23 protein-coding genes and 1 tRNA gene are annotated in these 25,871 nt (G+C 70.3%); 16 read left to right on the top strand and 8 right to left on the bottom strand.

What is annotated here, in order from left to right; genetic code table 11:
- The first annotated feature begins 8 nt into the window (after window positions 1-8).
- Both FHP06_RS16060 and FHP06_RS13765 read left to right on the top strand, forming a co-directional pair.
- Window positions 9-326, top strand: a complete 318-nt coding sequence (locus tag FHP06_RS16060; RefSeq protein ID WP_187271943.1) for a hypothetical protein — start codon at window positions 9-11, stop codon at window positions 324-326.
- Entirely contained in the window at window positions 320-1,105 is a 786-nt protein-coding gene (locus FHP06_RS13765; protein ID WP_187271942.1) for an HTTM domain-containing protein, read from the top strand. The genes FHP06_RS16060 and FHP06_RS13765 overlap by 7 nt, the downstream gene beginning before the upstream one ends.
- 6 nt (window positions 1,106-1,111) lie before the next feature.
- Here FHP06_RS13765 and FHP06_RS13760 read toward each other — a convergent pair.
- Window positions 1,112-1,197 (bottom strand) — tRNA-Leu (locus FHP06_RS13760).
- A gap of 125 nt (window positions 1,198-1,322) precedes the next feature.
- On the opposite strand from FHP06_RS13760, the gene FHP06_RS13755 reads away from it, so the two are divergent.
- Genes FHP06_RS13755 through pknB form a run of 6 tightly spaced genes read left to right on the top strand, consistent with a single transcriptional unit; the run spans window position 1,323 to window position 8,430 of the window.
- Entirely contained in the window at window positions 1,323-2,051 is a 729-nt protein-coding gene (locus FHP06_RS13755) for an FhaA domain-containing protein (protein WP_147687478.1), read from the top strand.
- Complete coding sequence (locus tag FHP06_RS13750) at window positions 2,051-2,536, top strand: FHA domain-containing protein FhaB/FipA (protein ID WP_147687370.1); 486 nt, start codon at window positions 2,051-2,053, stop codon at window positions 2,534-2,536. The genes FHP06_RS13755 and FHP06_RS13750 overlap by 1 nt, the downstream gene beginning before the upstream one ends.
- A 3-nt stretch (window positions 2,537-2,539) precedes the next feature.
- Window positions 2,540-3,802 (top strand): PP2C family protein-serine/threonine phosphatase, encoded by a 1,263-nt coding sequence (locus FHP06_RS13745; protein ID WP_147687369.1) that lies wholly within the window; start codon window positions 2,540-2,542, stop codon window positions 3,800-3,802.
- The gene (locus FHP06_RS13740) at window positions 3,799-5,175 is read left to right on the top strand and encodes an FtsW/RodA/SpoVE family cell cycle protein (RefSeq protein WP_147687368.1); all 1,377 of its coding nucleotides are present in this window, start codon (window positions 3,799-3,801) and stop codon (window positions 5,173-5,175) included. Before FHP06_RS13745 ends, FHP06_RS13740 begins: the two co-directional genes overlap by 4 nt.
- Complete coding sequence (locus FHP06_RS13735) at window positions 5,172-6,644, top strand: peptidoglycan D,D-transpeptidase FtsI family protein (protein WP_147687367.1); 1,473 nt, start codon at window positions 5,172-5,174, stop codon at window positions 6,642-6,644. The genes FHP06_RS13740 and FHP06_RS13735 overlap by 4 nt, the downstream gene beginning before the upstream one ends.
- Before the next feature lie 52 nt (window positions 6,645-6,696).
- Window positions 6,697-8,430 (top strand): Stk1 family PASTA domain-containing Ser/Thr kinase, encoded by a 1,734-nt coding sequence (gene pknB / locus FHP06_RS13730; RefSeq protein ID WP_147687366.1) that lies wholly within the window; start codon window positions 6,697-6,699, stop codon window positions 8,428-8,430.
- On the opposite strand, the gene FHP06_RS13725 is transcribed toward pknB, so the two are convergent.
- Window positions 8,427-9,167: a DUF881 domain-containing protein gene (locus FHP06_RS13725; protein ID WP_147687365.1), complete on the bottom strand. Its 741-nt coding sequence runs from the start codon at window positions 9,165-9,167 to the stop codon at window positions 8,427-8,429. The two genes, pknB and FHP06_RS13725, sit on opposite strands and share 4 nt — an antisense overlap.
- A gap of 74 nt (window positions 9,168-9,241) precedes the next feature.
- On the opposite strand from FHP06_RS13725, the gene FHP06_RS16055 reads away from it, so the two are divergent.
- A complete protein-coding gene (locus FHP06_RS16055) occupies window positions 9,242-9,709 on the top strand; it encodes a cell division protein CrgA (protein WP_187271941.1) in 468 nt (155 codons plus the stop codon).
- 177 nt (window positions 9,710-9,886) lie between these two features.
- Here the strand turns inward: FHP06_RS16055 and FHP06_RS13715 are convergent, their stop codons facing one another.
- Together FHP06_RS13715 and FHP06_RS13710 are read right to left on the bottom strand one after the other, a co-directional pair.
- Window positions 9,887-10,750, bottom strand: coding sequence for a rhomboid family intramembrane serine protease (locus FHP06_RS13715; RefSeq protein WP_187271940.1), 864 nt, complete (start codon window positions 10,748-10,750; stop codon window positions 9,887-9,889).
- A gap of 7 nt (window positions 10,751-10,757) precedes the next feature.
- Entirely contained in the window at window positions 10,758-11,279 is a 522-nt protein-coding gene (locus tag FHP06_RS13710) for a peptidylprolyl isomerase (protein WP_147687363.1), read from the bottom strand.
- 99 nt (window positions 11,280-11,378) lie between these two features.
- On the opposite strand from FHP06_RS13710, the gene FHP06_RS16275 reads away from it, so the two are divergent.
- Both FHP06_RS16275 and FHP06_RS13705 read left to right on the top strand, forming a co-directional pair.
- On the top strand, window positions 11,379-11,510 hold the full coding sequence (locus FHP06_RS16275; protein WP_269140144.1) for a hypothetical protein: 132 nt from the start codon (window positions 11,379-11,381) through the stop codon (window positions 11,508-11,510).
- Window positions 11,507-12,280 (top strand): enoyl-CoA hydratase/isomerase family protein, encoded by a 774-nt coding sequence (locus tag FHP06_RS13705; RefSeq protein ID WP_230973523.1) that lies wholly within the window; start codon window positions 11,507-11,509, stop codon window positions 12,278-12,280. The genes FHP06_RS16275 and FHP06_RS13705 overlap by 4 nt, the downstream gene beginning before the upstream one ends.
- On the opposite strand, the gene FHP06_RS13700 is transcribed toward FHP06_RS13705, so the two are convergent.
- Genes FHP06_RS13700 through glyA form a run of 3 tightly spaced genes read right to left on the bottom strand, consistent with a single transcriptional unit; the run spans window position 12,277 to window position 14,566 of the window.
- Window positions 12,277-12,612, bottom strand: coding sequence for a DUF3817 domain-containing protein (locus FHP06_RS13700; RefSeq protein WP_230973522.1), 336 nt, complete (start codon window positions 12,610-12,612; stop codon window positions 12,277-12,279). The two genes, FHP06_RS13705 and FHP06_RS13700, sit on opposite strands and share 4 nt — an antisense overlap.
- The gene (locus tag FHP06_RS13695; protein ID WP_147687361.1) at window positions 12,609-13,295 is read right to left on the bottom strand and encodes an SURF1 family protein; all 687 of its coding nucleotides are present in this window, start codon (window positions 13,293-13,295) and stop codon (window positions 12,609-12,611) included. The genes FHP06_RS13700 and FHP06_RS13695 overlap by 4 nt, the downstream gene beginning before the upstream one ends.
- Window positions 13,292-14,566 carry a serine hydroxymethyltransferase gene (glyA, locus tag FHP06_RS13690; RefSeq protein WP_147687360.1) on the bottom strand — a complete coding sequence of 425 codons (1,275 nt, stop codon included), beginning with the start codon at window positions 14,564-14,566 and terminating at the stop codon, window positions 13,292-13,294. The genes FHP06_RS13695 and glyA overlap by 4 nt, the downstream gene beginning before the upstream one ends.
- A 129-nt stretch (window positions 14,567-14,695) precedes the next feature.
- On the opposite strand from glyA, the gene FHP06_RS13685 reads away from it, so the two are divergent.
- The 5 genes from FHP06_RS13685 (at window position 14,696) to FHP06_RS13665 (ending at window position 22,434) form a co-directional block, all read left to right on the top strand.
- Window positions 14,696-16,285 carry an ABC transporter substrate-binding protein gene (locus FHP06_RS13685; RefSeq protein WP_147687359.1) on the top strand — a complete coding sequence of 530 codons (1,590 nt, stop codon included), beginning with the start codon at window positions 14,696-14,698 and terminating at the stop codon, window positions 16,283-16,285.
- Window positions 16,286-16,419: 134 nt separating this feature from the next.
- On the top strand, window positions 16,420-17,517 hold the full coding sequence (locus FHP06_RS13680; protein WP_147687358.1) for an ABC transporter permease: 1,098 nt from the start codon (window positions 16,420-16,422) through the stop codon (window positions 17,515-17,517).
- Window positions 17,517-20,195, top strand: a complete 2,679-nt coding sequence (locus FHP06_RS16240) for an ABC transporter ATP-binding protein/permease (protein ID WP_147687357.1) — start codon at window positions 17,517-17,519, stop codon at window positions 20,193-20,195. Before FHP06_RS13680 ends, FHP06_RS16240 begins: the two co-directional genes overlap by 1 nt.
- 107 nt (window positions 20,196-20,302) lie before the next feature.
- Window positions 20,303-21,160, top strand: coding sequence for an oxygenase MpaB family protein (locus FHP06_RS13670; RefSeq protein ID WP_147687356.1), 858 nt, complete (start codon window positions 20,303-20,305; stop codon window positions 21,158-21,160).
- Between the two features lie 77 nt (window positions 21,161-21,237).
- Window positions 21,238-22,434, top strand: a complete 1,197-nt coding sequence (locus tag FHP06_RS13665; protein WP_147687355.1) for an ATP-binding protein — start codon at window positions 21,238-21,240, stop codon at window positions 22,432-22,434.
- Here the strand turns inward: FHP06_RS13665 and FHP06_RS13660 are convergent.
- The gene (locus FHP06_RS13660; RefSeq protein WP_187271939.1) at window positions 22,431-25,859 is read right to left on the bottom strand and encodes an Ig-like domain-containing protein; all 3,429 of its coding nucleotides are present in this window, start codon (window positions 25,857-25,859) and stop codon (window positions 22,431-22,433) included. The two genes, FHP06_RS13665 and FHP06_RS13660, sit on opposite strands and share 4 nt — an antisense overlap.
- Window positions 25,860-25,871: the final 12 nt, after the last annotated feature.

Genomic DNA, 25,871 nt, shown 5'->3' with positions numbered 1-25,871 from the left:
ATGGTGCCGTGCGCACGTCATCGCCGCCCCGGTGGGTGGTCCTCGCGATCGCGGTCCAGGTCCTGGTGCCGCTCGTCGCGCTGTTCTCCCCCGACCTCCCCAATCGCGGTGGGTTCCAGATGTACTCCGCGCTCGGGACGGTCCGGATGACGGTGCTCGACGACGACGGTCACCGGCTCCGGGTCGACCCCGACCTGTTCGCCGGCATCGTGCGTCCGGAGCTGTCCTGGCTCGACGCGCTGCCGGACTACCTCTGCAAGCACGTCCCGGACGCCGCGACCGTGGAGGTCAGCCAGAACGGCGACACGCGGAGGGCGACGTGCTGACCGCCGACCGCGCCACCGCGCTGGCCCGCATCGGGCTCGGCCTGGCCGGTCTGCTGAACGCCGCGGAGGGGTGGACCCTGCTGACCCGGATCGCCGACGGACGCCTCGCGCTGCCGGTGACCGACGCCGCGCCCCCGGTGCAGACGTGGTCGGTGGCCGTCCTCACCGGCGCTGCGATGCTGGCGGCTCTCGCCGTGGTCCTCGGCTGGCGGACCCGCGCCGCGGCCCTCGTCCTCGCCGGCACCGACGTGCTGGTCCTGCTGTGGGACCAGCAGACGTACAGCAGCCACCGGCTGCTCTCGACGATCCTGCTCGTCCTGCTCGCGTTCGCCGGCTCGGACCGCACGTGGGCGGTGCGCCGCAGCGAGGCCGAGCCGCCCCCGTGGCCGCGGCTGCTGATGATGAGCCAGCTGTCGGTCTGCTACCTGTTCGCCGCGCTCAGCAAGCTGAACACGACGTTCCTGACCGGCGCGCCCCTGCACGCGTGGCTGCGGTGGGACCTGCCGGTGCTGCTCACGTTCGCCATGGCGATCGGGGCCGTCCTCACCGAGCTGTTCATCGCGGTCGCGCTCTGGTCGCGCCGGTTCCGCCCCCTGGCCGTGGCCCTCGGCGTGCTGCTGCACGTCTCGATCGTCGTCGGCCTCGCCGACCAGACCTGGCCGCTGGTGGCGTTCGCTCTCACCTGCGTGCCGCTCTACGGGCTGTTCCTCACCGAGGCGTCGGGACGCTACGCCCCCAGACATGCAGCAAGCCCCGGCATGATCCGCACCGGGGCTTGACTGCTGTGGTGCGCGAGGGGGGAGTCGAACCCCCACGCCCTTGCGGACACTGGCACCTGAAGCCAGCGCGTCTACCATTCCGCCACCCGCGCAGTGGCCCCGAAAACGTTCTCCAGGACCGGAGGACGAGTCTAACAGCCGCGCCAGGTCGTCATCTCGGCCAGGGCCGATACGATCGCAAGGACGCCGAATCGATCGAGGAGAGGGGGTGGAAGCGATGGCCGGAGTCCTGCAGCGGTTCGAGCAGCGGCTCGAGGGCGCCGTCACGGGTGCGTTCGCGCGCGCGTTCCGCAGCGCCGTGCAGCCGGTGGAGATCGCGGCCGCCCTCCAGCGCGAGGTCGACAACTCCGCGCACATCCTGTCCCGTGAGCGACGCCTGGTGCCCAACGACTTCACCGTCGAGCTCGCCCCGACGGACCACGAGCGCCTGACCCAGTTCGGCGACACCCTGGCCGCCGAGCTCGCGAAGCTGGTCGAGGAGCACGTCAAGGAGCAGCACTACACGCTGTCCGGGCCGCTGGCCATCCGCTTCGTCGAGGCTCCGGACCTCGGCACCGGCCGCTTCCGCGTGAAGGGCCGCACCAACGCCTCCGTCCGCCCGGTCGAGGGGCAGCGGATGACCGAGACCGCCATCCGCTCGTCGGACGTGGTGATCGAGGTCAACGGCATGCAGCACCCGCTCACGCCGCCGGGCGTCGTGATCGGCCGCAGCTCCGACGCCGCGCTGCGCATCGACGACCCCGGCATCTCCCGCCGGCACGCCGAGATCTCGGTCCACGAGGTCGACGGCACCACCGTCGTCACCGTGAAGGACCTCGGCTCCACCAACGGCGTCATCCTCAACGGCCACCGCGTCGACAAGGCCCCTGTCCGCGACGGCTCGGAGATCCGGCTCGGCAACACGGTGATCACGATCCGCATCTCCACCTCGGAGGCGCCCGGCTGATGTCCGAGCTCACCCTCACCCTCATCAAGCTCGGCTTCCTCGCCGTGCTCTGGCTGTTCGTGCTCTCGGCCATCTCGGTCATCCGCTCGGACATCTTCGGCACCAAGGCACCGGCCCCGGCCGGCCGGCCGCAGGCGAAGCCCAAGAAGCAGCCGGCCAAGCCCCGCCAGAAGCAGCGCAAGCCGTCCCGCGGCGTGCCCACCAAGCTGCAGATCGTCGGCGGGCCCAACAGTGGACAGAGCGTGCCGCTCGGCGAGGACCCGATCCTGCTGGGCCGCGGCACCGACGCCACCATCCGGCTCGACGACGACTACGTCTCCACCCGACACGCGCGGTTCGCCAGCAACGGTGAGCAGTGGTTCGTGGAAGATCTCGGCTCCACCAACGGCACCTACCTCGGCAGCCAGCGCATCACGTCGCCGGTCGCGGTGGGCCTGGGCATCCAGGTCCGTCTCGGCAAGACGATCGTCGAGCTGCGGAAGTAAGCGATGACCTCACTGAAACTTCGATACGTCGCGCTCACCGACACCGGTCTGCGCCGGTCGACCAACCAGGACTCCGGCTACGCGAGCGACCGGCTGATCGCCATCGCCGACGGCATGGGCGGAGCGGCCGCCGGTGACCTCGCGTCCGCCTCGGTCATGAACGTCATCCGCGAGCTCGACCGCGACCTCAGCGACGTCGACCCGCTCCAGGCGCTCGGCACCGCCGTCCAGGCGGCCAACGACCGGCTCGGCGAGCTGATCGTCGACGACCCGGCCGTCGAGGGCATGGGCACCACGCTCGAGGCGATGCTGTGGGACGGCCACCGGTTCGCCCGGGCGCACATCGGCGACTCCCGCGCGTACCTCCTGCGCGACGGCGAGCTGACGCAGGTCAGCACCGACCACACGTTCGTGCAGAGCCTCGTCGAGGAGGGCAAGCTCACCAAGGAGGAGGCGCGGATCCACCCGCACCGCTCGCTCCTGCGCCGCGTGCTGCTCGGCCGCGACGACAACGCCCCCGACCTCGACTACGTCGAGGGCCGGCTCGGCGACCGGTTCCTGCTCTGCAGCGACGGCCTCAGCGACATGGTCGAGGACGACGTCATCGCCGAGGCCCTGGCGGCCGAGACCATCGACATGGCCGCCACCGAGCTCGTCCGGCTCGCGCTCGAGGCCGGCGGCTACGACAACGTCACCGTCGTCATCGGCGAGCTCGTCGACGCGAGCGAGGACCCGGACGAGCACCTCTCCTCCTCCGACGGCCGGCCCCAGCTCGTCGGCGCGGCGGCGGGTGGCCCGCGCGGGCGCACGGGTCACGAGGCCGGGCACGGCACCGAGGGCCAGCACCTCGCCGTCGATCCCGAGGAGCTGCGCTACGCCCCCCGGCCGCCCGGCCGGATGCGGTGGTTCCGGCGGATCCTGGCGATCGTGGTGATCATCGGGGCCCTCGTCGTGGCCGGCGTCTACGCGTACAGCTGGAGCCAGGACCAGTACTTCGTCGCCGCGCACGACGGCAAGGTCACCATCTACAAGGGTGTCGAGGCCGACCTGCCGGGCATCACGCTCAAGCACGTCGACGCCGTCACCGACGTCTCCGTCGACACGCTGCCCGGCTACCTGCAGAAGCAGGTGCGCGAGGGCATCGAGGCGTCCAGCCGCGACGACGCCACCACGATCGTCAACGACCTCCAGCAGCTCGCCACGCCCAAGCCCTCGCCGTCACCGTCGCCCTCGCCGTCCGCGTCGCCGACGAAGAAGAAGTCATGACCGCCCAGCCCACCTGGGTACCCCGCAAGCGCCGCGGCGCCGAGTTCTTCCTGACCATCCTCGCGGTGCTCATCGGCATCGCCGCGTACTGCGCCGTGGGCCTCGGCGTGAAGGGCAGCATCCCGGCCGGCGTCGTGAAGCTCGCCGTCGCGCTCATCGCCTTCGCCGTCATCGCGCACATGCTGGTGCGTCGGGTCGCCCCGTACGCCGACCCGGTGCTCCTGCCGCTGGTGCTCGCGCTCAACGGGCTCGGCCTGGCGATGATCTACCGGCTCGACCTCGGCCGCACCGAGATCGACGCGAACCGCCAGCAGTTCGCGAACTCCCAGCTGATCTGGACCTTGCTCGGCATCGGCGCGTTCGCGGTGGTGCTCGTCGTCATCCGCGACCACCGCCGCCTGCAGGCGCTCACCTACACGTTCGGGTTCGCCGCCATCGCGCTGCTGACCCTCCCCCTGCTGCCGGTCGTCGGTCGCACCATCAACGGCGCCCGCATCTGGGTCAACTTCGGCCCGTTCAGCTTCCAGCCCGGTGAGGCGGCCAAGATCTGCCTGGCCATCTTCTTCGCCGGCTACCTCGTGGTGAAGCGCGACGCGCTCGCGCTGGCCGGCCGCCGCGTGCTGGGCGTCGACCTGCCCCGCGGCCGCGACCTGGGCCCGATCCTCGCGGGCTGGCTGGTCAGCGTCGGCATCCTCGTGTTCCAGCGCGACCTCGGCTCGTCGCTCCTCTTCTTCGGCCTGTTCGTCGTCATGCTCTACGTCGCCACCGAGCGGCCCGGGTGGCTCGTCGTCGGTGCCGGCCTGTTCGCCGCGGGCGCGTGGTTCGGCTACCTCGCGTTCTCGCACGTCCAGGTGCGCTTCGACGCCTGGCTCGACCCGTTCGGCGACCCCGACCGCAACGGCCAGATCATCAACGGCCTGTTCGGGCTCGCGCACGGCGGCATCCTCGGCCGCGGTCTCGGGCAGGGCAGTCCGCAGCTGACGCCGTACTCGTTCTCCGACTTCATCGCCGCGTCCATGGGCGAGGAGCTCGGACTCACCGGCCTGATGGCCATCCTGGTGATCTACGGACTCATCGTCGAGCGCGGCCTCCGCATCGCGCTCACCTGCCGCGACGCGTTCGGCAAGCTGCTCGCCGCCGGCCTCGCGTTCTCGTTCGCCCTGCAGGTGTTCGTCGTCATCGGCGGCGTCACCCGGCTCATCCCGCTCACCGGCCTCACCACGCCGTTCATGGCGCAGGGCGGGTCGTCGGTGCTGATGAACTGGGCCATCATCGCGCTCCTGCTCCGCATCAGCGACCAGACGCGTCGTCCCGCCCCCGAGATCTCCACGTTCGAGCACGACGAGGAGACGCAGGTGGTGAAGATGTCGTGAACCGCCCCATCCGCGCCCTCGCCATCGCCTGCCTCGTGATGTTCGTGGCGCTGCTCGCCAACGTGAACTACGTGCAGTTCGTCGAGGCCGACAGCCTGAACGCCAAGAACGGCAACAAGCGCGTCATCAACGAGGAGTTCTCGCGCGACCGCGGCGCCATCCTCGTGAAGGGCGACCCCGTCGCCGAGAGCGTCAAGAGCGACGACCAGTACAAGTACCAGCGGCGCTACCCGAACGCGAAGCTCTACGCCCCGCTCACCGGCTACTTCTCCTACATCTTCGGGCGCAGCGCGCTGGAGAACGCACAGAACTCCGTGCTGTCCGGCAGCGACAACCGGTTGTTCGTGAACCGCGTCGTCGACCTGCTGTCCAACAAGCAGCCCAAGGGCGGCAGCGTCGAGCTCACCATCGACCCGTTCGCGCAGAAGACCGCCGCCGCCGGGCTCGCCGACCTCGGCAAGGACACCAAGGGCGCCGTCGTCGCGCTCGATCCCAGCACCGGTGCCGTGCTGGCGATGGTCACGCAGCCGTCGTACGACCCCAACCGGCTCGCCGCCCACGACTTCAGCAAGGTGCAGAAGGCCTGGGACGACCTCCGCAAGGACAAGGACCAGCCGATGCTGAACCGCGGCACGCAGCAGATCCTGCCGCCGGGTTCGACGTTCAAGCTGGTCACCGCCGCGGCCGCGCTGGAGGACCTCGACCTCGACCCGAGCGACAAGATCAAGGCCGGCCGCACCCTCGGGTTCAAGGGCGGCATCACGTACAAGCTCGTCAACGAGAACGGCAGCAACTGCGGCGGCGACCGCATCACGTTCGAGCAGGCGCTCAACGTCTCCTGCAACGTCGCCTTCGGCGGCCTCGCCCTCAAGCTCGGCCAGGACAAGCTCGCGGCACAGGCCCGGAAGTTCGGCTTCGGCACCGACCCGCTCGCCGGCATCGCCGCCAACCCGAGCCGGTTCACCACCGAGGGAACGGACATCGCCGGGCCGCAGCTGGCGCAGTCCGGCATCGGCCAGTTCGAGGTGGCGGCCACGCCGCTGCAGATGGCGATGGTCGCGGCCGGCATCGGCAACGACGGCGACGTGATGCGTCCCTACGTCGTGAAGACGGTCCGGTCGCCCAACCTGCGCGTGCTCGACCAGACCGAGCCGGAGCGGCTCAGCCAGGCGATGTCGTCCGGCAACGCCGCCCAGCTCCGCGACATGATGGTCAGCACCGTCGAGCGCGGCACCGCCACGTCGGCCCGCATCCCGGGCGTGAAGGTCGGCGCCAAGACCGGCACCGCCCAGTCCACGGCCGACCGGCCCCCGTACGCCTGGTTCGTCGCCCTCGCGCCGGCCGACAACCCCAAGGTGGCCGTGGCCGTCGTGGTCGAGTCGAGCAACACAGCGCGCGACGAGATCGCCGGCGGCCGGCTCGCCGGACCGATCGCCCGCTCCGTCATCGAGGCGGTGCTCGGGAAATGACCCCACGAACAGCCCTGAACCGTGATCCACAACCCTTTGGGAGACTGAGACCATGACCGACGACGAGACCATTCGCCTCGGCGACCGCTACGAGCTCGGCGGACTGCTGGGCCGTGGTGGCATGGCCGACGTCCGAGTCGGACGCGACCTGCGGCTCGGCCGCACGGTGGCCATCAAGCAGCTGCGGTCCGACCTCGCCTCCGACGACACGTTCCAGGCGCGCTTCCGCCGTGAGGCCCAGTCGGCCGCCGCGCTCAACCACCCCTCGATCGTCGCCGTCTACGACACCGGCGAGGCCACGGACGCCCAGGGCAACCACGTGCCGTACATCGTCATGGAGTACGTCGAGGGCCAGACGCTGCGCGAGATCATGCGCGACGACCGCAAGATCCTCCCCGAGCGGGCGCTGTCCATCACCGCCGACGTGCTGAGCGCGCTCGACTACAGCCACCGCAGCGGCATCATCCACCGCGACATCAAGCCGGCCAACGTCATGCTGACCCCCGAGGGCAAGGTCAAGGTGATGGACTTCGGCATCGCCCGCGCCATCGCCGACGCGTCGTCCGCCATGACCCAGACCGCCGCCGTGATCGGCACCGCGCAGTACCTCTCCCCGGAGCAGGCGCGCGGCGAGACCGTCGACGCCCGGTCCGACATCTACTCCACCGGCTGCCTGCTCTACGAGCTGCTCACCGGCCGCCCGCCGTTCGTCGGCGAGAGCCCGGTGTCCGTGGCCTACCAGCACGTCCGCGAGGACGCCCGACCCCCGTCGCAGCTGAACCCGGACGTCAGCACCGCGGTCGACCACATCGTCGCGAAGGCCCTGGCCAAGCGCACGGACGACCGCTACCAGAGTGCCGACGAGATGCGCCGCGACATCGAGCGCGCGCTCGCCGGTCACCACGTCGACGCCCCGACCATGGCCGTCGCCGGTCTCGGTGCTGCCGCCGCCGGCGCCACCGCCGTCGCCCCGGCCGCCGGAGGCACCGGCACCATGCCCCCGGTCAGCCACCGCGACGACGACGAGGCGCCCGACCGCAAGGCGCTCTGGATCGGCCTGGCCGTGCTGGCCGTCATCATCCTGGGCCTCGTCGGGTGGGGCATCTACCAGGCGTCACAGCCCGACGACGTGACGCAGGTGAAGGTGCCCGACGTCGCCGGCCAGGACGTCGAGACCGCCACGCGCGCGCTGGAGAACGCCAAGTTCGTCGTGGGCGAGACCACCGAGCAGACGTCGGCCGACGTCGACAAGGGCCAGGTCATCTCCACCGATCCCGAGGCGGGCAGCGAGGCGGACGAGGGCTCGACCGTCGACCTCGTCGTGTCGTCCGGTCCGGAGCAGGTGAGCATCCCGAGCCTCGACGGGTACTCCTACGACCGCGCCAAGAAGCTCCTGGAGAGCGACCAGTACGGCTTGAAGGTCAAGAAGGCCACGCAGGACAGCAACGAGCCCAAGGACTCCGTCCTGAACAGCGACCCGCCGGCCGGTCAGTCGGTCGACAAGGGCTCCACCGTGACCCTCATCGTCTCCAAGGGCCAGGCCACCGTGCCGAACGTCGTCGGCGCCGACCAGGCCACGGCCACCAAGACGCTCGAGGACGCCGGCTTCAAGGTGAAGGTCACCGAGGACCCGAACGCGCAGGGACCGGAGGGTCAGGTCACCGCGCAGTCGGTGCCCGCCGGTGAGCAGAGGTCGCCCGGCACGACGATCGAGATCACCGTCGTCGCCAAGCAGGACCAGGGCGACACTGACGGCGGCGACGTCCTCGGCGGGGACGACGGCTAAGACTCGTCCGGGTCGAGCGCCGTGGCGTACGACAGGCTGACGGTGCCCGCGTAGGCCGGCGCCTTCATGCCGTCCACGGTCTCGACCTCGAGGCCCAGCTGGTACCGGTCCACGTACTCGCGATATGTGATGACCTCCGGCGACGTCTGGAGCGCCGCGTTCATCGACCCGACGTCGCCGATCGCCTCGATGACGTAGGGCGGCGAGTAGGGCACGCCGTCGAGCACCACCGTGTTGCCGACGCACTTGATGCCCGTGGTGGAGATCAGCCGCTGGCCCTGCAGCGTCAGCGCCTCGGCGCCGCCGGACCACAGGGCGTTCACGAACGCCTGGATGTCCTGCTGGTGCACGACGAGCACGTTCGGGTCGAGGCCCGGCACGTCGACGGAGCGCGGGGCGTCGGTGAGGGTGACGCGCACGCCCGGGCCCTTGACCGCCGTGAGCCCCGTGGCCTGCTGGAGACTGGCCACCCGGTCGAGGAGCTTGTCGAGGGATCCGCCGGTCTCGCGCTTGGAGAGCGCGTCGATGTCGGCCTGCAGCGACCGCGCCTCGGCGCGCCCCCGCTCCACCCGCGCGGCCCGCTCCTTCAGCAGGGACCCGACGTCGCCACCGGCCGGACGCAGGTCGGTGCCCTCCGACGTGACCGACGCGGCAGCGAACAGGCCGCCGGCGAGCGCACACACCACCAGGACCGACAACGGCCAGCGCACGCGCGCGTGGGACCCCGGCAACGCCATGCGCCCCACCTCTCGTTCGCGACCCGGTCTAGGCTAGCCCGGAAAACTCAGCCCCGAACGTGTGAGAGGTCATCGTGGCGAAGAACAAGACCAGGCGGAAGCTGGACGCGCCCAAGACGGGTGGCGGCTGGAAGCACCCGCTCGCCATCGTGCTGCTGCTGGCCGGCATCGCCTGGGTGGTCGGCACCGTGTTCGCCACCACCGACAACGACTTCCCCGGCGTCGGCGAGATCCCCGGGCTCTTCGACCTCGGCAAGTGGAACTACGCCATCGCCGCGGTCCTCGGCTTCCTCGCCATGACCGTGGCCGACCGGACGCGTCCCGAGCCTCCGCCCGGCGGCCCGCAGAAGGTCGGCAACCGCTGGGCCGGTCCCGCGATGATCGCCTCGGCCGTCATCGGCCTGGTGTGGATCGTCGTCTTCTACGTCATCAACGGCACCGACACCGACATCCCGGTCTACAGCGACCTGGGCCAGTGGAACATCGTCATCGGGATGGGCTTCATCATGGCGGCCTTCGGGTTCGCTATGAAATGGGAATAGCCCGCGCCTCGTTCCTCGGCGCTCAAAGCTGTGGCGCGCCAGAGCGCACCACAGCGGCTCTCCGGCGGGACTTCGTCCCGCCCTATCGTGACGACGCGTGCTTGCGAGGTCGAGCAATCCACTTTTCCACAAGTGTGTACACATCGGGGGATAACTACAGCCGTGTGATTACCCAGGTCATGACAGCTGAGCGGTGCGGAGGAGCACGGCGATGAGCATCGCCACCCAGACCACGACGAAGCCGCCGACCTGCCAGGTCGTGCGGTTCTCGCGCGGGGCGTAGGCGAGGACCGCGCCCAGGACGACGCCGACGACGAAGCCGCCGAGGTGGCCCTCCCAGCTGATGCCGGGCCGGAGGCTGTAGAAGGCGTTGATCGCGAGCAGCACGAGCAGGCCGCGCAGGTCGTTGCCGGTGCGGATCAGCAGCACGAGGGTCAGGCCGAGGACGCCGAAGACCGCGCCGGACGCGCCGATGGTCGGGGTCAACGGCGGCGACAGCCAGTACACGAAGACCGACGAGCCGATGGCCGTGGTGAGGTAGGCGGCCACGAACCTCCGGACGCCGAGGATCTGCTCGACCATCGGGCCGAACAGCACCAGCGTGAACATGTTGAAGATCAGGTGGCCGGCGCCACTGTGCAGGAACGCCGCGGTGAGCAGCCGCCAGTAGCCACCGTCGGAGACACCCGTCAGCACGTTGCCCGAGGCGTCCTGCGCGGTCTGGGCGATCATCGCCCCGCCGTCGAACAGGGTGCCGCGCGTGCCGCCCCACGCCAGGGTCAGCAGGAACACGACGACGTTGACGCCGATGATCGTGAACGTCGCGACACCGGGCCGTGCCGACACGATGCCGCCGGCGATCGTGCGCGGGGTGCGGACGGAATTGGCGCCCTCGGCGATGCACGACGGGCACTGGAACCCGACGGACGCGTCGCGCATGCAGTCGGGGCAGATCAGCCGCTCACACCGCTGGCAACGGATGTAGGCCTCGCGGTCGGGGTGCCGGTAGCAGCGCTGCTCGACCGACGAGGACTCGGACACCTCAGAGCTACCGGTTGATCGTGACCTTGGAGATGGTCACGGGCTCCACCGGACGGTCGAAGCCGTCGGTGGGGGTGGCGGCGATCTCGTCGACGACCTTGCGGCTGGCCTCGTCGACCACCTCGCCGAAGATCGTGTGCTTGCGGTTCAGCCAGTCGGTGGGCACGACCGTGATGAAGAACTGCGAGCCGTTGGTGCCGGGGCCGGCGTTGGCCATCGCGAGCAGGTACGGGCGGTCGAAGCGCAGGTCGGGGTGGAACTCGTCCTCGAACTGGTAGCCGGGGCCGCCGGTGCCGGTGCCGAGCGGACAGCCGCCCTGCAGCATGAAGTTGGAGATGACCCGGTGGAAGGTGAGGCCGTCGTAGAACGGCTCGCCGGAGACCTTGCCGGTGGCGGGATCGAGCCACTCCTTCGTGCCCTCGGCCAGGCCGACGAAGTTCTCGACGGTCTTGGGCGCGTGATCCGGGAACAGCTGGATGACGATGTCACCTCGCGACGTCGCGAGGGTGGCGGTCAGGGGGGCGGCCACGGGCGTCCTTTCATTCGACTGCGACCCATCGTTTCATGCGGACCCAAGGAGTGCCGGGCAGGCAGGCGGTGTCGCCGCAGGTCGGAGTACCTTGGGCGGATGTCCAAGAAGAAGAGCCACCCGCTGCGACGCCTCGGGGTGCTCGCGGCCGTCGCCGTCGCCGTCCGCGCCGTGATCCGCGCCGCCACGTCCGATCGCGGCGGCAGCTACGACCCTGCCGACGAAAAGTGACCGTCGAGGTCGTCCGCGACCAGGGGGTCGCGGTGCTCACGTTCGCCGAGCCGCCGGTCAACCTCTACAGCCTGCAGATGCACGCGGACCTCGACGCCGCGCTCGACGACGTCGAGGCCGACCTGCCCCGGGCGCTGCTCATCCGCGCTGACGGGAAGATCGTCTCCGGCGGCGTCGACGTCTCGCAGTTCCACGCGCAGGGCACCAAGGACGACACCAAGGCCTTGTACGACCGGATGATCCAGCTGCCCGAGCGGGTCGCGGCGCTCGACGTCCCGACGTTCTTCGCCGCGCACGCCCTCACGCTCACCTGGGCGTTCGAGGTGGCGCTGGCGTGCGACGTGATCCTGGCGGCCGAAAAGGCGACGTTCGGGCTCGTGGAGCGGGTCATCGGGCTCACCCCGACGATGGGCGGCACCCAGCGCCTCGCCGGTCGCGCCGGCGTCGGCCGCGCGAAGGAGCTCGTCTTCACCGGCGAGCTCTTCGACGCCGCCACGCTCGAGCGCTGGAACGTCGTGAACCGCGTCCTGCCCGACGACGGCTTCGAGGACGCCGTGATGGAGATCGTGCGTCAGGTGGCGGTGGGCCCCACTCAGGCGTTCGGCGCCGCCAAGCGCATCCTGCGCGAGTTCGAGGCCGGCGGTGTCCCGCAGGCGGTCGAGCGCACCACGGCCATCGCGGTCGACCTGTTCGACACCGAGGACCTCCAGCACGGCATGGCGTCGTTCCTCGAGAACGGCCCCGGCAAGGCGACGTTCCAGGGTCGTTAGAGGGTCTCCGGGTGGGCGGCGTGAACCGCGCGGGTGGCACGTCGCTCGGCCCAGAACGTCAGGATCGGCACGGTGCCGGCGAGCAGCGTGGTGACCGTGAACGGGATGGTCCAGCGCGCCTTGCGGGCCAGCAGAGCGGCCATCACCAGGAAGATCATGTAGAGCCAGCCGTGCGCGATGCCGAGGTACGTGGTGATCGCCTCGCCGGCGTCGTGGGCCGCCGTGCCGTCGTCGGACAGGTACTTCAGCGGCACCCCCACCAGCACCAGGACGATGAGCAGGACGCCGACGACGTTGGCCATGACGCGGTACCGGAGCAGGGCGGTCTTCACGGCGCCAGGGTAGCCGCGCGCTCCTCGCGGGCCTCCGCCACGTTCTCCGACGCCATCCGCCACCACATGAACACCGCGAAGGCGCCGAAGATCCACCACTGCAGCGCGTAGGCGAGGTTCCGCAGGCCCTCGGTCCACGAGACCCCCGGCTCGGGCGGCTCGACGAGCGGCAGCCCGGTGTCGGTCAAGGAGATCGCGTAGCCGGCGTACAGCCGCTGCGGCAGGTCGTTGAGCAGGACCGGCACGGTGATCGCGTTCGTGCTGCGGTCCGGGGAGAGCGCGGTGCCGCCGGGCTCGCTCGGCCGGAGCACGGCCTCGAGCGTCGTGGCGTCGCTGCGGGGCGCCTCGGCCCCTTCGCCGCGGACGACGAGCAGCGCCCGGTCACCCACGACGAACGGGGTGACCAGCCAGGTGGAGCCGTCGTCGCGCTTCACCACGACGTCGTCGGTCGCGAAGTGCCCGGTCACCGTGACGCGCTGGTCCTCCAGGTCGGACCGGAACGGCTGGCTCGGCTTCCACACCTCGGCGAGCGGCGCGACCTCGTGCAGCGCCCGCTCCTTGGCGTCGCCCTGATGGCCTTCGTACACGCCGAGCTGCCACAACCCCATGAGGACGCAGAAGCCCACGGCGACGACCGCGAACGCGTGCAGGCCGAGGAGCGCCGGCCGGAGCCAGAGCCTCACGACATGAAGCGCGGCAGGTCCGGGTAGAGCGGGAAGCGCTCCGCCAGGACCGTGGCCCGCTTGCGCAGGCTCTCCACGTCGACGTCACCCGGCTTGAGCGCCTCGGCGATGATGTCGGCGACCTCGGCGAACTCGTCGGGACCGAAGCCGCGGGTGGCCAGGGCCGGGGTGCCGATGCGCACGCCGGAGGTGACCATCGGCGGACGCGGGTCGTTGGGCACCGCGTTGCGGTTGACGGTGATGCCGACCTCGTCGAGGCGGTTCTCGGCCTGCTGGCCGTCGAGCTCGCTGTTGCGCAGGTCGACGAGCACCAGGTGGACGTCGGTGCCGCCGCTGAGCACCTGGACGCCGGCCTCCTTCGCGTCGTCGGCGAGCAGCCGCTCGGCGAGGATGCGCGCGCCGTCGAGGGTGCGCTGCTGACGCTCCGTGAACTCCGGCTCGAGCGCCATCTTGAACGCGACGGCCTTGGCGGCGATGACGTGCTCGAGCGGGCCGCCCTGCTGGCCGGGGAACACGGCCGAGCGCATCTTCTTGGCGACCTCCTCGTCGTTGGTGAGGATCGCGCCGCCACGGGGGCCGCCCAGCGTCTTGTGCGTGGTGGTGGTGACGATGTGCGCGTGCGGCAGCGGGCTCGGGTGCAGGCCCGCGGCGACGAGGCCGGCGAAGTGCGCCATGTCGACGAAGAGCTTGGCGCCCACCTCGTCGGCGATGGCGCGGAAGGCGGCGAAGTCGAGGTGCCGCGGGTAGGCCGACCAGCCGGCGAGGATCACGGTGGGCCGGTGCTCGCGGGCGAGGGACGCGACCTCCTCCATGTCGACGATGCCGTCGTCGTCCACGTGGTACGGCACGACGTTGTAGAGGCGGCCGGAGAAGTTCAGCTTCATGCCGTGCGTCAGGTGACCGCCGTTGGCGAGGTCGAGGCCGAGCACGGTGTCGCCGGCCTGCGCGATCGCGTGGTACGCGGCGGCGTTGGCCGTGGCGCCGGAGTGCGGCTGGACGTTGGCGAACTGGGCGTCGAAGAGCTGCTTGAGGCGCTCGATGGCGATGGTCTCGACCTGGTCGACGACCTCGCAGCCGCCGTAGTAGCGCTTGCCCGGGTAGCCCTCGGCGTACTTGTTGGTGAGGACGGTGCCCATGGCCTCGAGGGCCGCGACGGGGGCGAAGTTCTCCGAGGCGATCATCTCCAGCGTCGTCTGCTGGCGGGTGAGCTCGGCGTCCAGGAGGCGCGCGATCTCGGGGTCGAACGCAGACAGGTGCTGGTTGTGATCCATGGCCCCAGAGTAGTGGTCGGTATGGGTAACCAAATCGCAACCTCCAAGCCCGGCAGCGCAACCGTCCGCGCGGTGTAGCGTGCCAAGAAGTTGTGTCCGGCATGCGGACACCAGCCGGGAGGTTTCTGAATGAAGAACATCCGACGAGGACCGATCGTCCTCGCCTCATCGGTCCTCGCGACCATGGCCCTGGCCGCGTGCGGCTCGAGCGACAGCGGTGGCGGATCCGGTGACTCGATCGTCATCGGCACCACCGACAAGGTCGTCGCGATCGACCCCGCGGGCTCGTACGACAACGGCTCGCTCACCGTGCAGACGCAGGTCTACCAGTACCTCATGCAGTTCCCCGAGGGCACCACGGACCTGACCCCCGACGCCGCCGAGAAGTGCGACTTCAGCGGTCCGAAGGAGTACACCTGCACCCTGAAGGACGGCCTCAAGTTCGCCAACGGCCACGCGCTGACCGCGTCCGACGTCGCCTTCTCCTTCAACCGCATCGTCAAGATCAACGACCCGAACGGTCCCGCCTCGCTGCTGGGCAACATGGACTCGGTCGCGGCGAAGGACGACAAGACGGTCGTCTTCACGCTGAAGGCCGCGAACGACCAGACGTTCCCGCAGATCCTGGTCACGTCCGCCGGCCCGATCGTCGACGAGGAGACCTACCCGGCCGACAAGGTCATGAGCGACGAGGAGGCCGTGAAGGCCAACGGGTTCTCCGGTCCGTACACGATCGCCAAGTACGACAAGAACCAGCTCGCGCAGTTCAAGGCGAACCCCGACTACGACGGCGCCCTGGGCAAGGCCAAGGTCAAGACCATCACGCAGAAGGTCTACTCCGACGCCAACAACCTGAAGCTGGACATCCAGAACGGTGACATCGACGTCGCGTACCGCTCGCTGACGCCCACCGACGTGGACAGCCTGAAGAAGGCCAAGGGCGTCAAGGTGCACACCGGCCCCGGTGGCGAGCTCCGCTACATCGTCTTCAACCTGAAGACCATGCCGGGCGACGACGACGACCAGAAGCTGGCGATCCGCCAGGCGATGGCCTCCTCGCTCGATCGCCAGGAGATCTCGGACCAGGTCTACAAGGGCACGTACACGCCGGCCTACTCCGCGGTCCCGCAGGGCCAGCCCGGCGCGACCGAGCCGTTCAAGGACATGTACGGCGAGAAGCCGGACAAGGCCAAGGCCGAGAAGTACCTCTCCGACGCCGGGGTCAAGACGCCGGTCTCGCTGAACATCGAGTACAACACCGACCACTACGGCGGAGCCTCCACCGAGGAGTACAACGCGGTGAAGCGTCAGCTCGAGGCGACCGGCCTGTTCAAGGTCAAGCTGGACTCGACCGAGTACGACACCTACAGCGAGGAGCGGGTGAAGGACACCTACCCGATCTTCCAGCTGGGCTGGTACCCGGACTTCCCGGACCCGGACAACTACCTGACGCCGTTCTTCGCGCCGAACAACTTCCTCCAGTCTCACTACGAGGACGACGCGATGACCGCGCTGCTGAAGAAGGAGTCGACCGACAGCGACAAGGACTCGCGACTCGCCACCATCGGCGAGGCGCAGAAGATGGTCGCCGAGCAGGTCCCGATCCTGCCGCTCCTCACCGGCGCCCAGGTCGGAATCGGACGCGACGACATCCAGGGCATCGAGAAGACCCTCGACCCGTCGTTCAAGTTCCGCTTCACGTCCCTGTCGAAGGGCTGACATCGACGAAGGGGGCGGGTCCACACTGGACCCGCCCCCTTTCGTCCGTTCAGGTGGTTGAGCCTGTCGAAGCCACCTGGCCCTCTAGCAAGGTCCTTTCGACAAGCTCAAGGACCGGAATGTAGGAAGGCCCGATGGCCAACGCCGAGATCCTCGCCGCCGAGCCGTACCCGGACGCGCCGCATCCTGACGAGCCGGGGCGCAAGCGGGGTCCGCTCAGCCCGCTCGCCCGCTACCTCCTGACCCGTCTCGCGCTGGTCCCCGTGATGATGTGGGTCCTCATCACGATGGTGTTCATCCTGATGCGGGTGATCGGCGACCCGATCACCGCGGCGCAGGGCGGGCGCCTCAACGCGGAGCAGATCGCCGAGCGCAAGGAGGCCGCCGGCCTCACCGCGCCGCTGATCAACCAGTACTGGGACTACCTCCGCAACCTCCTGCACGGCGACCTCGGCGTCACGCTCACCGACAAGCGCGAGATCTCCGACATCCTGCTGCAGAACGGCGCCGCGACGCTCGAGCTGTCCTTCTGGTCGCTGATCGTCGCGTTCGGCGTCGGCATCCCGCTCGGCCGCGTCGCCGCCCGGTACCGCGACCGCTGGCCCGACGTCGCGCTGCGCCTCTTCGCGATCCTGTTCTACGCGGCGCCGGTGTTCTTCGTCGGCCTGCTGCTCAAGCTGGCGTTCACGCCGTTCGGCTGGCCGTCGTCAGGACGGGCCACCACCAGCACCGAGCTGGCCCTGCAGGACGTCCACCCCCACACGAACATCATGATCGTCGACGCGCTGATCTCCGGCGACGGCTACTACATCCGCGACGTCCTGCAGCACGCCGTGCTGCCGGCCATCGCGCTCGGCCTGCTGACCGGTGGCGTCTTCCTGCGCCTGGTGCGCGTCAACCTGCTGCAGACCCTGCGGGCCGACTACGTCACCGCCGCGCGAGCGCGCGGCGTCTCCGAGCGACGAGTGCTGAGGAAGCACGCCTTCCGCACCGCGCTCGTGCCCGTCGTCACCGTGATGGGCATGCAGATCGCCATCCTGCTCGCCGGCGCGGTCCTCACCGAGACCACGTTCGAGTGGAAGGGACTCGGCTACCAGCTGGCGCAGTACCTGATCGACCGTGACTTCGTCGCCGTCCAGGGCATCGTCACGCTGATCGCCCTGGTGGTCTGCATCTCGAGCTTCCTCATCGACGTCATCGTGGCGTTCGTCGACCCGCGAGTGAGGTTCTGATGAAGCGCTTCGTTCCTAGCGTCGTCCGGCAGTCGCACGGCCTGCAGCGCTTCATGCTGCTGCTCGGCTTCGTGATCATCGCCGCGTTCGTCCTCATCGCGATCTTCGCGCCATGGCTCGCGCCGTACGGCTTCAACGACAACCGCGGCTCCGACGGTGTCCTGTTCGCGACGCAGCAGGCGCCGTCGTCGGCGCACTGGCTCGGCACCACGGTCGGCGGCACCGACGTGCTCTCGCGCGTCATCTTCGGCGCCCGCACGGCCATCGAGGTGATCGTGCTCGCCGTGATCCTGTCGGCGGTCATCGGCATCCCGCTCGGCCTGATCTCCGGCTACCTCGGTGGCTGGCTCGACCGGCTGCTGGTGCTGATCATGGACGCGCTCTACGCGTTTCCGTCGCTGCTGCTGGCGATCGTCGTCTCGATCGTGCTCACCACCAAGCACGAGGGGTTCGTCGGCTGGATCCTGCCCGACCCGAGCGGCGGCGCGCTGAGCGGCATCCTGGCGGCAGCGATCTCGATCACCGTCATCTTCATCCCGCAGTACTACCGCGTCATCCGCAACGCCACGATCGCGGTGAAGGTGGAGCCGTACGTCGACGCCGCCCGCGTGGTGGGCGTCCGGACGCCGCGCATCCTGGGCCGGCACATCTTCTCCAACGTCGCGCAGAACCTGCCGATCATCGGCACGCTCAACGCGTCGGAGGCGGTGCTCACGCTGGCCGGCCTCGGCTTCCTCGGCTTCGGCATCGAGCCGTCCGACGCGGCCGAGTGGGGCTTCGACCTGAACAAGGCCCTGCCCGACGCCACCAACGGCATCTGGTGGACCGGCACGTTCCCGGGTCTCGCCATCGTGCTGATCGTGCTCGGCGTGACGCTCGTGGGCGAGAGCCTGAACGACATCCTCAACCCGCTGCTCCGCACGCGTGGAGGTGAGACCACCACCGCCGACGAGGAGGAGCTGGCCGAGGCCATCGGCACCGGCGTCGAGGAGCCGGTCGTCGCGGCGAGTGGCGAGCGACGGGTCGCGGCTCTGTCGTTGTCCGACCTCTCGGTCACGTTCCGCACCGACAGCGGACTGGTGCGTGCGGTGCGCGACGTCAGCTTCGACGTCGCTCCGGGCGAGGTCCTGGCCGTCGTCGGCGAGTCCGGGTCCGGCAAGTCGGTCAGCTCCCGCGCGGTGCTCGGGCTGCTCCCGAACACCGCGTCGGTCGAGGGTGAGGCCACGCTGACGAAGGACGGCAAGGAGCAGCAGCTCATCGGCCTGCCCACGTCGAAGCTGCGACCGATCCGCGGCGACCAGGTCTCGATGGTGTTCCAGGAGCCGTCCACCGCGCTCAACCCGGTCTACACCGTCGGGTGGCAGATCGCGGAGGGCCTCCAGGCGCACGGCGAGGTCAGCAAGAAGGACGCCCGCGCCCGCGCGATCGAGCTGCTCGACCTGGTCGGCCTGCCCGATCCCGAGCAGCGCGTCGACTACTACCCGCACCAGCTGTCCGGTGGTCAGAAGCAGCGCGTGGTCATCGCCATGGCCATCGCGTGCGACCCGGACGTGATCATCGCCGACGAGCCGACCACCGCGCTCGACGTCACCGTGCAGGCCGCGATCCTGGAGCTGCTGCTCTCGCTGCGCGACCGGATCGGCACGGCGATCGTGCTCATCACGCACAACATGGGCGTGGTGGCCGACATGGCCGACCGCGTCGTGGTGATGTACCGCGGCCAGGTCGTCGAGGAGGCGCCGTCGTCGCAGCTGTTCTCGTCGCCGCGCCACCCGTACACGCGGGCGCTGCTCGACGCCGTGCCGCACCTCGGTCGCGAGAACGGGCCGCAGCCGGTCGCCGAGTCCGCCGAGGTCGTCCTCGACGTCGACGACCTGGTCGTCGAGTTCGCCGGCCGCCTCGGGCAGCCGACGTTCCGCGCCGTCGACCACGTGTCTCTGCAGGTCAGGCGGGGTGAGGTGCTCGGCCTCGTGGGCGAGTCCGGGTCCGGCAAGACCACGGTCGGCCGCGCCACCGTCGGGCTCCAGCAGCCTACGGGCGGCCGGGTGTCGGTGTCGGGCACGGAGATCTCGGGGCTCAGCGACCAGCAGCTCCGGCCCCTGCGGTCGCGGTTCGGGTTCGTCTTCCAGGACCCGGCCGCCTCGCTCAACCCGCGCATGTCGATCGGCGACTGCATCGGTGAGCCTCTGCGCGTCCAGACCGAGATGAGCGACCGCGAAGTCGAGGCGAAGGTGCGCGAGCTGCTGGAGAGCGTCGAGCTGCCCGGCTCGTACGCCGAGCGGTTCCCGCACGAGCTCTCCGGCGGCCAGCGCCAGCGCGTCAGCCTGGCGCGGTCCCTGTCGCTCGACCCGGACCTGCTGATCGCCGACGAGCCCACGTCCGCGCTCGACGTCTCAGTGCAGGCGCGCGTCCTCGAGCTGTTCACCGAGCTGCAGCAGCGCCTGCAGTTCGCGTGCCTGTTCATCAGCCACGACCTCGCCGTCGTCGACTCGCTCGCCAACCGCGTCGCGGTGATGCAGCACGGCAAGCTCGTCGAGGTCGGCCCGCGCGAGCAGGTGCTCGGGTCGCCGCAGGAGGAGTACACGCAGCGCCTCATCGCGGCCGTCCCGGTCCCCGACCCCGAGGAGCAGCGCCGCCGCCGGGAACAGCGGGGCCACCTCCTCACCGACATCTCCTGACCCTCCGGTCCTCGAGATCTGGCCGCTTGGTCACCCTTTCGGCGCCGACGGCGCCGGATTTCGGTGGGCAACCGGCCAAATCTCGGAGACCCGGGGACAATGGTGCGATGAGCAGCACCCTCGAGCCGGTCAGGCAGCGCGTGGCGGCGGCGATCTTCGCGCGGATCGCGGGTGACGAGGGGCCGGAGCGACGCGACCGCATCCACGGGGCGCCTGGGCCGCGGCGGTTCACGGCCGACGACCCGATCTGCATCGTGCACTCCGACGCGTCGATGTTCGTGGGCGGCATCCGGGCGCTCCTCCTGCAGTCGCTGCACCCGCTCGCGATGGCGGCCGTCGACCAGCACTCGGGCTACCGCGGTGACCCGTGGGGACGCCTGCAGCGCACCAGCACGTTCCTCGCCGAGACCACGTTCGGCACCGTCGAGGACGCCGACCGGGCCGTCCGGATCGTCCGCGCCGTCCACAAGCGCATCACCGGCACCACCCCGGACGGACGTCCCTACGCCGTCGCCGACCCGCACCTGCTCCGCTGGGTGCACGTCGCCGAGGTCGACAGCTTCCTGCGCGCCCACGACCGCTACGGCGACGTGAAGCTGACACCCGAGCAGCGCGACACCTACGTCGCCCAGACCGCCGTCATCGGCCGCGCCCTCGGAGCCACCGACGTGCCCGAGACCGTCACCGAGCTCGACGCGGCGCTGGCCGCTTACCGGCCGGAGCTCGAGTCGACGGCCGCCGCCCGCCGCGCCGCGCGGTTCATCCTGGTGCACCCGCCGGTGCCGCTCGCGATCCGCGTCCCGTACTCGATGCTCTCGGCCGCCGCGATCGGCTTGATGCCCCGGTGGACCCGACTGGCACTCCGGCTGCCGTACCTCCCCGTCGTCGAGGGCACGGCGGTCCGGGCGAGTGGCGTCGTCGTCACCTCGGCCATCCGCTGGGCCATGCGCCCGCCCGTCGGTTGAGCTCGTCGAAGCCCGACACGATCGGCCTGTATCTCGAAATATCGGGCTGACGCTAGACAACGCCATACGGTCGTAGCGTGGACCCGATCCGGAACCCCTACGCTCCCGGCGCCGGCCAGCGCCCGCCCGCGCTCGCCGGCCGCGACGAGCAGCTGCGCGCCTTCGAGGTCGTCCTCGAGCGCGTGGCCCGCAACCGGCCGGAGCGCTCGCTGGTGCTCACCGGCCTGCGCGGCGTCGGGAAGACCGTGCTGCTGAACGCGTTGCGGTCGTCGGCGGTGCGCGCCGGATGGGGAACCGGCAAGCTCGAGGCCCGCCCGGACCAGCCGCTCCGCCGCCCGCTCAGCTCCGCGCTGCACACCGCCGTCCGCGAGCTCGGGCACCCGCAGGGTGAGGACGTCGACCACGTGCTCGGCGTGCTGAAGTCGTTCGCGCAGCGCGACGCCGGGCCCGACGCCAAGCTGCGCGACCGCTGGAGCCCTGGCATCGACGTGCCGGCCGTTCGCGGCCGGGCCGACTCCGGCGACATCGAGATCGACCTCGTCGAGCTGCTCACCGACGTGGGCGGCCTGGCCGGCGACGTCGGCAAGGGCGTCGCGATCTTCGTCGACGAGATGCAGGACGTCGGACCCGACGACGTCTCGGCGCTCTGCGCGGCGTGCCACGAGATCGGGCAGGCGTCGCTGCCGGTCATCGTCGTCGGCGCCGGTCTGCCGCACCTGCCGTCCGTGCTGTCGGCGAGCAAGTCGTACAGCGAGCGCTTGTTCCGCTACCAGCGCATCGACCGGCTCGACCGCACGGCCGCCGACCACGCGCTCACGGCCCCGGCGGAGGAGGAAGGCGCGGCATTCACGCCCGACGCGCTCGACGCGATGTTCGCCGCCACCGGTGGCTACCCCTACTTCATCCAGGCGTACGGCAAGGAGGTCTGGGAGCAGGCGCCGCGCAGCCCGATGACCGCCGAGGACGTCGCCGTGGCCGCACCGGCTGCGGAACGGGAGCTCGCCGTCGGGTTCTTCGGCTCGCGCTACGACCGCGCCACGCCGGGCGAGCGGGAGTACCTGCGCGCCATGGCCGACGTCGCCCACGTGCTCGGCGACGACACCGACGCAGTTCCTACCGCATCGGTCGCCGAGCACCTCGGGCGCAAGCCCCAGTCGCTCTCACCGGCGCGCGACACCTTGATGAAGAAGGGGCTCATCTACTCCGGTGAACGCGGTCGCATAGCGTTCACCGTGCCCCACTTCGGCCGGTACCTGCGCGAGAACGCCTCCTAAGGGTTCACCTCGTCGGTCGCGAACTCGTTGCCGTGATCCGTCGACGGCTGGTAGTCGGCGTTGCCCTCGAACGTGGCCTCGTAGCCCTGGCCGAGCAGCACCAGCACCGTGTGCGGGAGCGCCGACTGGCAGCTGGCGGCACCACGCTCGTTGGTGACGGCCTGGCAGACCGGCAGCACCGCGCCGTTCGGACCCGGCTCGTGGGTCGTGAAGACGATGGTCTCGCCCTGGAGCGGCTCGCCGTCCAGTCCGGTGAGGACCGCCTTCACCACGCCGATCCGGACGTTCGCCTCACCGCCGGTGAAGCTGGTCAGTCGCTCCGCGTGGATCGAGCTCGCCGCGCGCTGGACCGTCAGCGTGTAGTCCGCCGACGTGCTCGCGTCGAACAGTCCGCCGCCGGAGTACTGCGCCGTCAGGACGTGCTGACCGCCGTGCAGGCCGGAGACCTCCAGCGTCGCGTGCTGATCGCCGTCGAGCGTCACCGTGCCGAGGACCGTGGATCCGTCGCGGAACGTGACCGTCCCGGTGGGCTCGCCCGGCGTGCCCGGAGCACCCGCGACCGTCGCCTTCAGGGTGACGTCCTGGCCGAACGACGCCGGGTTCGGCGTCGCCGAGATCCCGGTGACGGTGCCTGACGGCCCGATGTCCTGTGACGTGCTGGCCGTCGCACCCTCGAAGTTGAAGTTGCCGACGTACTCCGCGCGGATCGAGTGGGCGCCCGGCGACAGCGTCGACGTCACGAACTGTGCCGTCGAGGTGCCGCTGGCCTCCGCCGCCGCGAGGTTGCTCGCCCCCAGGAGCTTGTTGCCCTCCCAGAAGCGGACGACGCCGGACGGACGGCCCGTGGCAGGAGCCACGGCCTTCGCCGTCGCCGTGAACGTCACCGGCGCGCCGTAGCCCGCCGCCGGGTCCGAGGACTCGAGCGTCAGCGAGCTCGCGCCCTTGACCACGTTGAGCCCCGCACCCTGGTCGAGACCGCCGGTGCTGCCGACGAAGTGTCCGTCGCCGCTGTAGGTGGCCGCGATCGTGTACGTGCCCGGGGTGAGCGTGGCGAACGCCTCGCTCGTCGCGTTCCCGTCACTGTCCACCATCACCGCGTTGCCCAGCTGGGCGCCGTTCACGGTGAAGACCACCGTGCCGAGCGGGTGCCCGGCGCCCGGGGCCACCGGGCTGACGTGCGCGGTGAACGAGATCGGCTCGCCGGAGGCCGCCGGGTTCGCCGACGACGTGACCAGCGTGGACGTCTGCGCGCGGTTCACCTTCTGCGCCACCGAGCCGTCGCTCTCGAGGAACGAGTCGTCGCCGCTGTACGTCGCGACGATCTGGTGCTGCGCGACGGACAGGGTGTCCACGACGATGGACGCCTGCTCACCGGTGCTCGAGCTCACCGGCGCGGAGCCGAGGACCGTCGAGCCGTCGGTGAAGGTGACCGTGCCGCTGGGCGAGCCGGCGCCAGGCGAGTCCACCGAGATGGTCGCGGTGAACGTGACCGGCTGGCCCCAGACCGAGGTCGGCGAGGAGCTGGTGACCTCGGTCGAGGTCGCCGCCTTGTTCACCTGGTGCGACGCCTCGGGGGACGTGCTGGTGACGAAGTTCGGGTCACCACTCAGGTAGGTGGCGACGATCGAGTGGTCACCGACCGCCAGGCCGGTGATCGTGGCGTCCGCGGCACCGTCCTCGATGTTCGCGTAGTACTCGTCCTCACCGTCGACGACGAACTTCACCGCGCCGGCCGGGTGACCGGTCGCCGGGCTGACCGGCGTGACCACGGCGTGCGCGGTGACCGGCTGCCCGAAGACCGACGGGTTCGGCGAGGTGGAGACGGCCGTGTGCGTCTGGGCCGCGTTCACCTCCTGCTCGATGGTCTTGGTCGAGCCGGCGAAGTTGGTGTCACCGGAGTACGTGGCCACGATCTGGTGCGTGCCGGCCGCCAGGCCGACCGCGTCGGACGTCGCCGAGCCGTTGGAGCCGACCGGGACCGGGTCGCCGATCTGGTCGCCGTCCGCGAAGAACGTGACGTCACCGGTGGGCTCACCGCCACCGTCACCCGTCGGGGACACCTGGGCGGTGAACGTCAGCGGCTGACCCGCGACGGCGCTCGGGTCGGACGACGTCAGGGCGACCTGCGTCTGCGCCTGGTCGACGCCGTGCACGATGGCCGCGGAGTCGCTCTTCTTCAGGTCGCCGTTGCCGTTGTAGGTGGCGACGACGTCGTGGTTGCCAGCCGCCAGGTCGGACACCTGGAGCGTCGCCTGGTTGCCGGTGAGCGGACGTGCGGCGCCCTTGGGCTGGCCGTCGATGGTGAACTGCACGTCACCGGTGATGGTGCCGTTGCCCGGGCTGACGACGCCGACGGTCGCGGTGAACGTGACCGACTGACCGTGCACCGTCGGGTTGATGTTCTGCGTCACCGAGGTCGTCGTGTCCGCCTTCGTCACCGTCTGCGTGACGGGGGCCGACGTGCTGTTCTCGTACGACGTGCTGCCGCTGTAGACCGCGGTGATGTCGTGGTCACCTGTGGTCAGGGTGCTGATCGACGGGCTGGTGGCCACGCCACCGGAGACCGCGACCGCGGACCCGATGTTGGTGCCGTCCTGCTTGAACTGCACGGTCCCGTTGCCGACCGTGCCGGTGCCCTGGGTCACCGCGACGTGCGCGACGTAGCTCGCGGGCTGGCCGTGCACGACGTCCGCCGGCGGGTCGACGGTCGTCGCCGTGTCCTGCTTGTTCACCGTGAAGGTGGTCGCCTTCGAGCTGGCCTTGAAGAACGTGTCGCCGGCGAACGACGTCGTCAGCGTCGCGGTGCGTGGCGCCCCGCCGATCGGCATGCTCGTGCTGGCGATGCCGCTGCTGTTCGTCGTGGCCGAGACGGTGGAGCCGCCGGACAGGGCGAACGAGATGACCTTGCCGGAGAGCTCCTGCGGGTTCCGGTTCGGGTCGATCAGCTTCGCGCTCACCGTGACGGACGTCGTCGCGACGCCCGACGTCGCCCCGGTGTACGTGATCTCGCTGATGTTGTCGATCGTCACCGCGCGGTTCGACGTCACCGTGTCGGTCTTGCAGCCGAGGCCGCCGAAGCCGCTGTTCTTGCGGATCTCGATGATGCCGCGCACGGTGTAGGCGCCGTTCGGGTAGTTGTGCGTGTCGATCGTGACGCTGCGGGCGCCTTCGCCCTCCCAGTGCTGCTCGAACTTCACCTGGTTGGCGGAGTTGATCAGCTGCAGCGTCGTCGAGCCGTCGTCACCGAGACCGGCCAGGCCGCAGTGGTTGAGGGACGAGTCGTCGTAGCCGCCGGTCTCAGCCAGGGTGGCGTTGCCGCGCAGCACGGCGTTCACCGCGGGCGAGGTGATGGACGCCTCCGCCGCGACCAGGGTGAGCCCGAAGGCGAGGGCGACGGTGCTCAGCACCGTGATCAGTCTGCGCACGGGAGTGCTCCT

Origin of the sequence: Aeromicrobium terrae (genome assembly GCF_008039565.1) — a bacterium.
GTDB lineage: Bacteria > Actinomycetota > Actinomycetes > Propionibacteriales > Nocardioidaceae > Aeromicrobium > Aeromicrobium terrae.
Note: the sequence above shows the minus strand (reverse complement) of the source record. Positions and strands in the feature narration are given on the sequence as shown.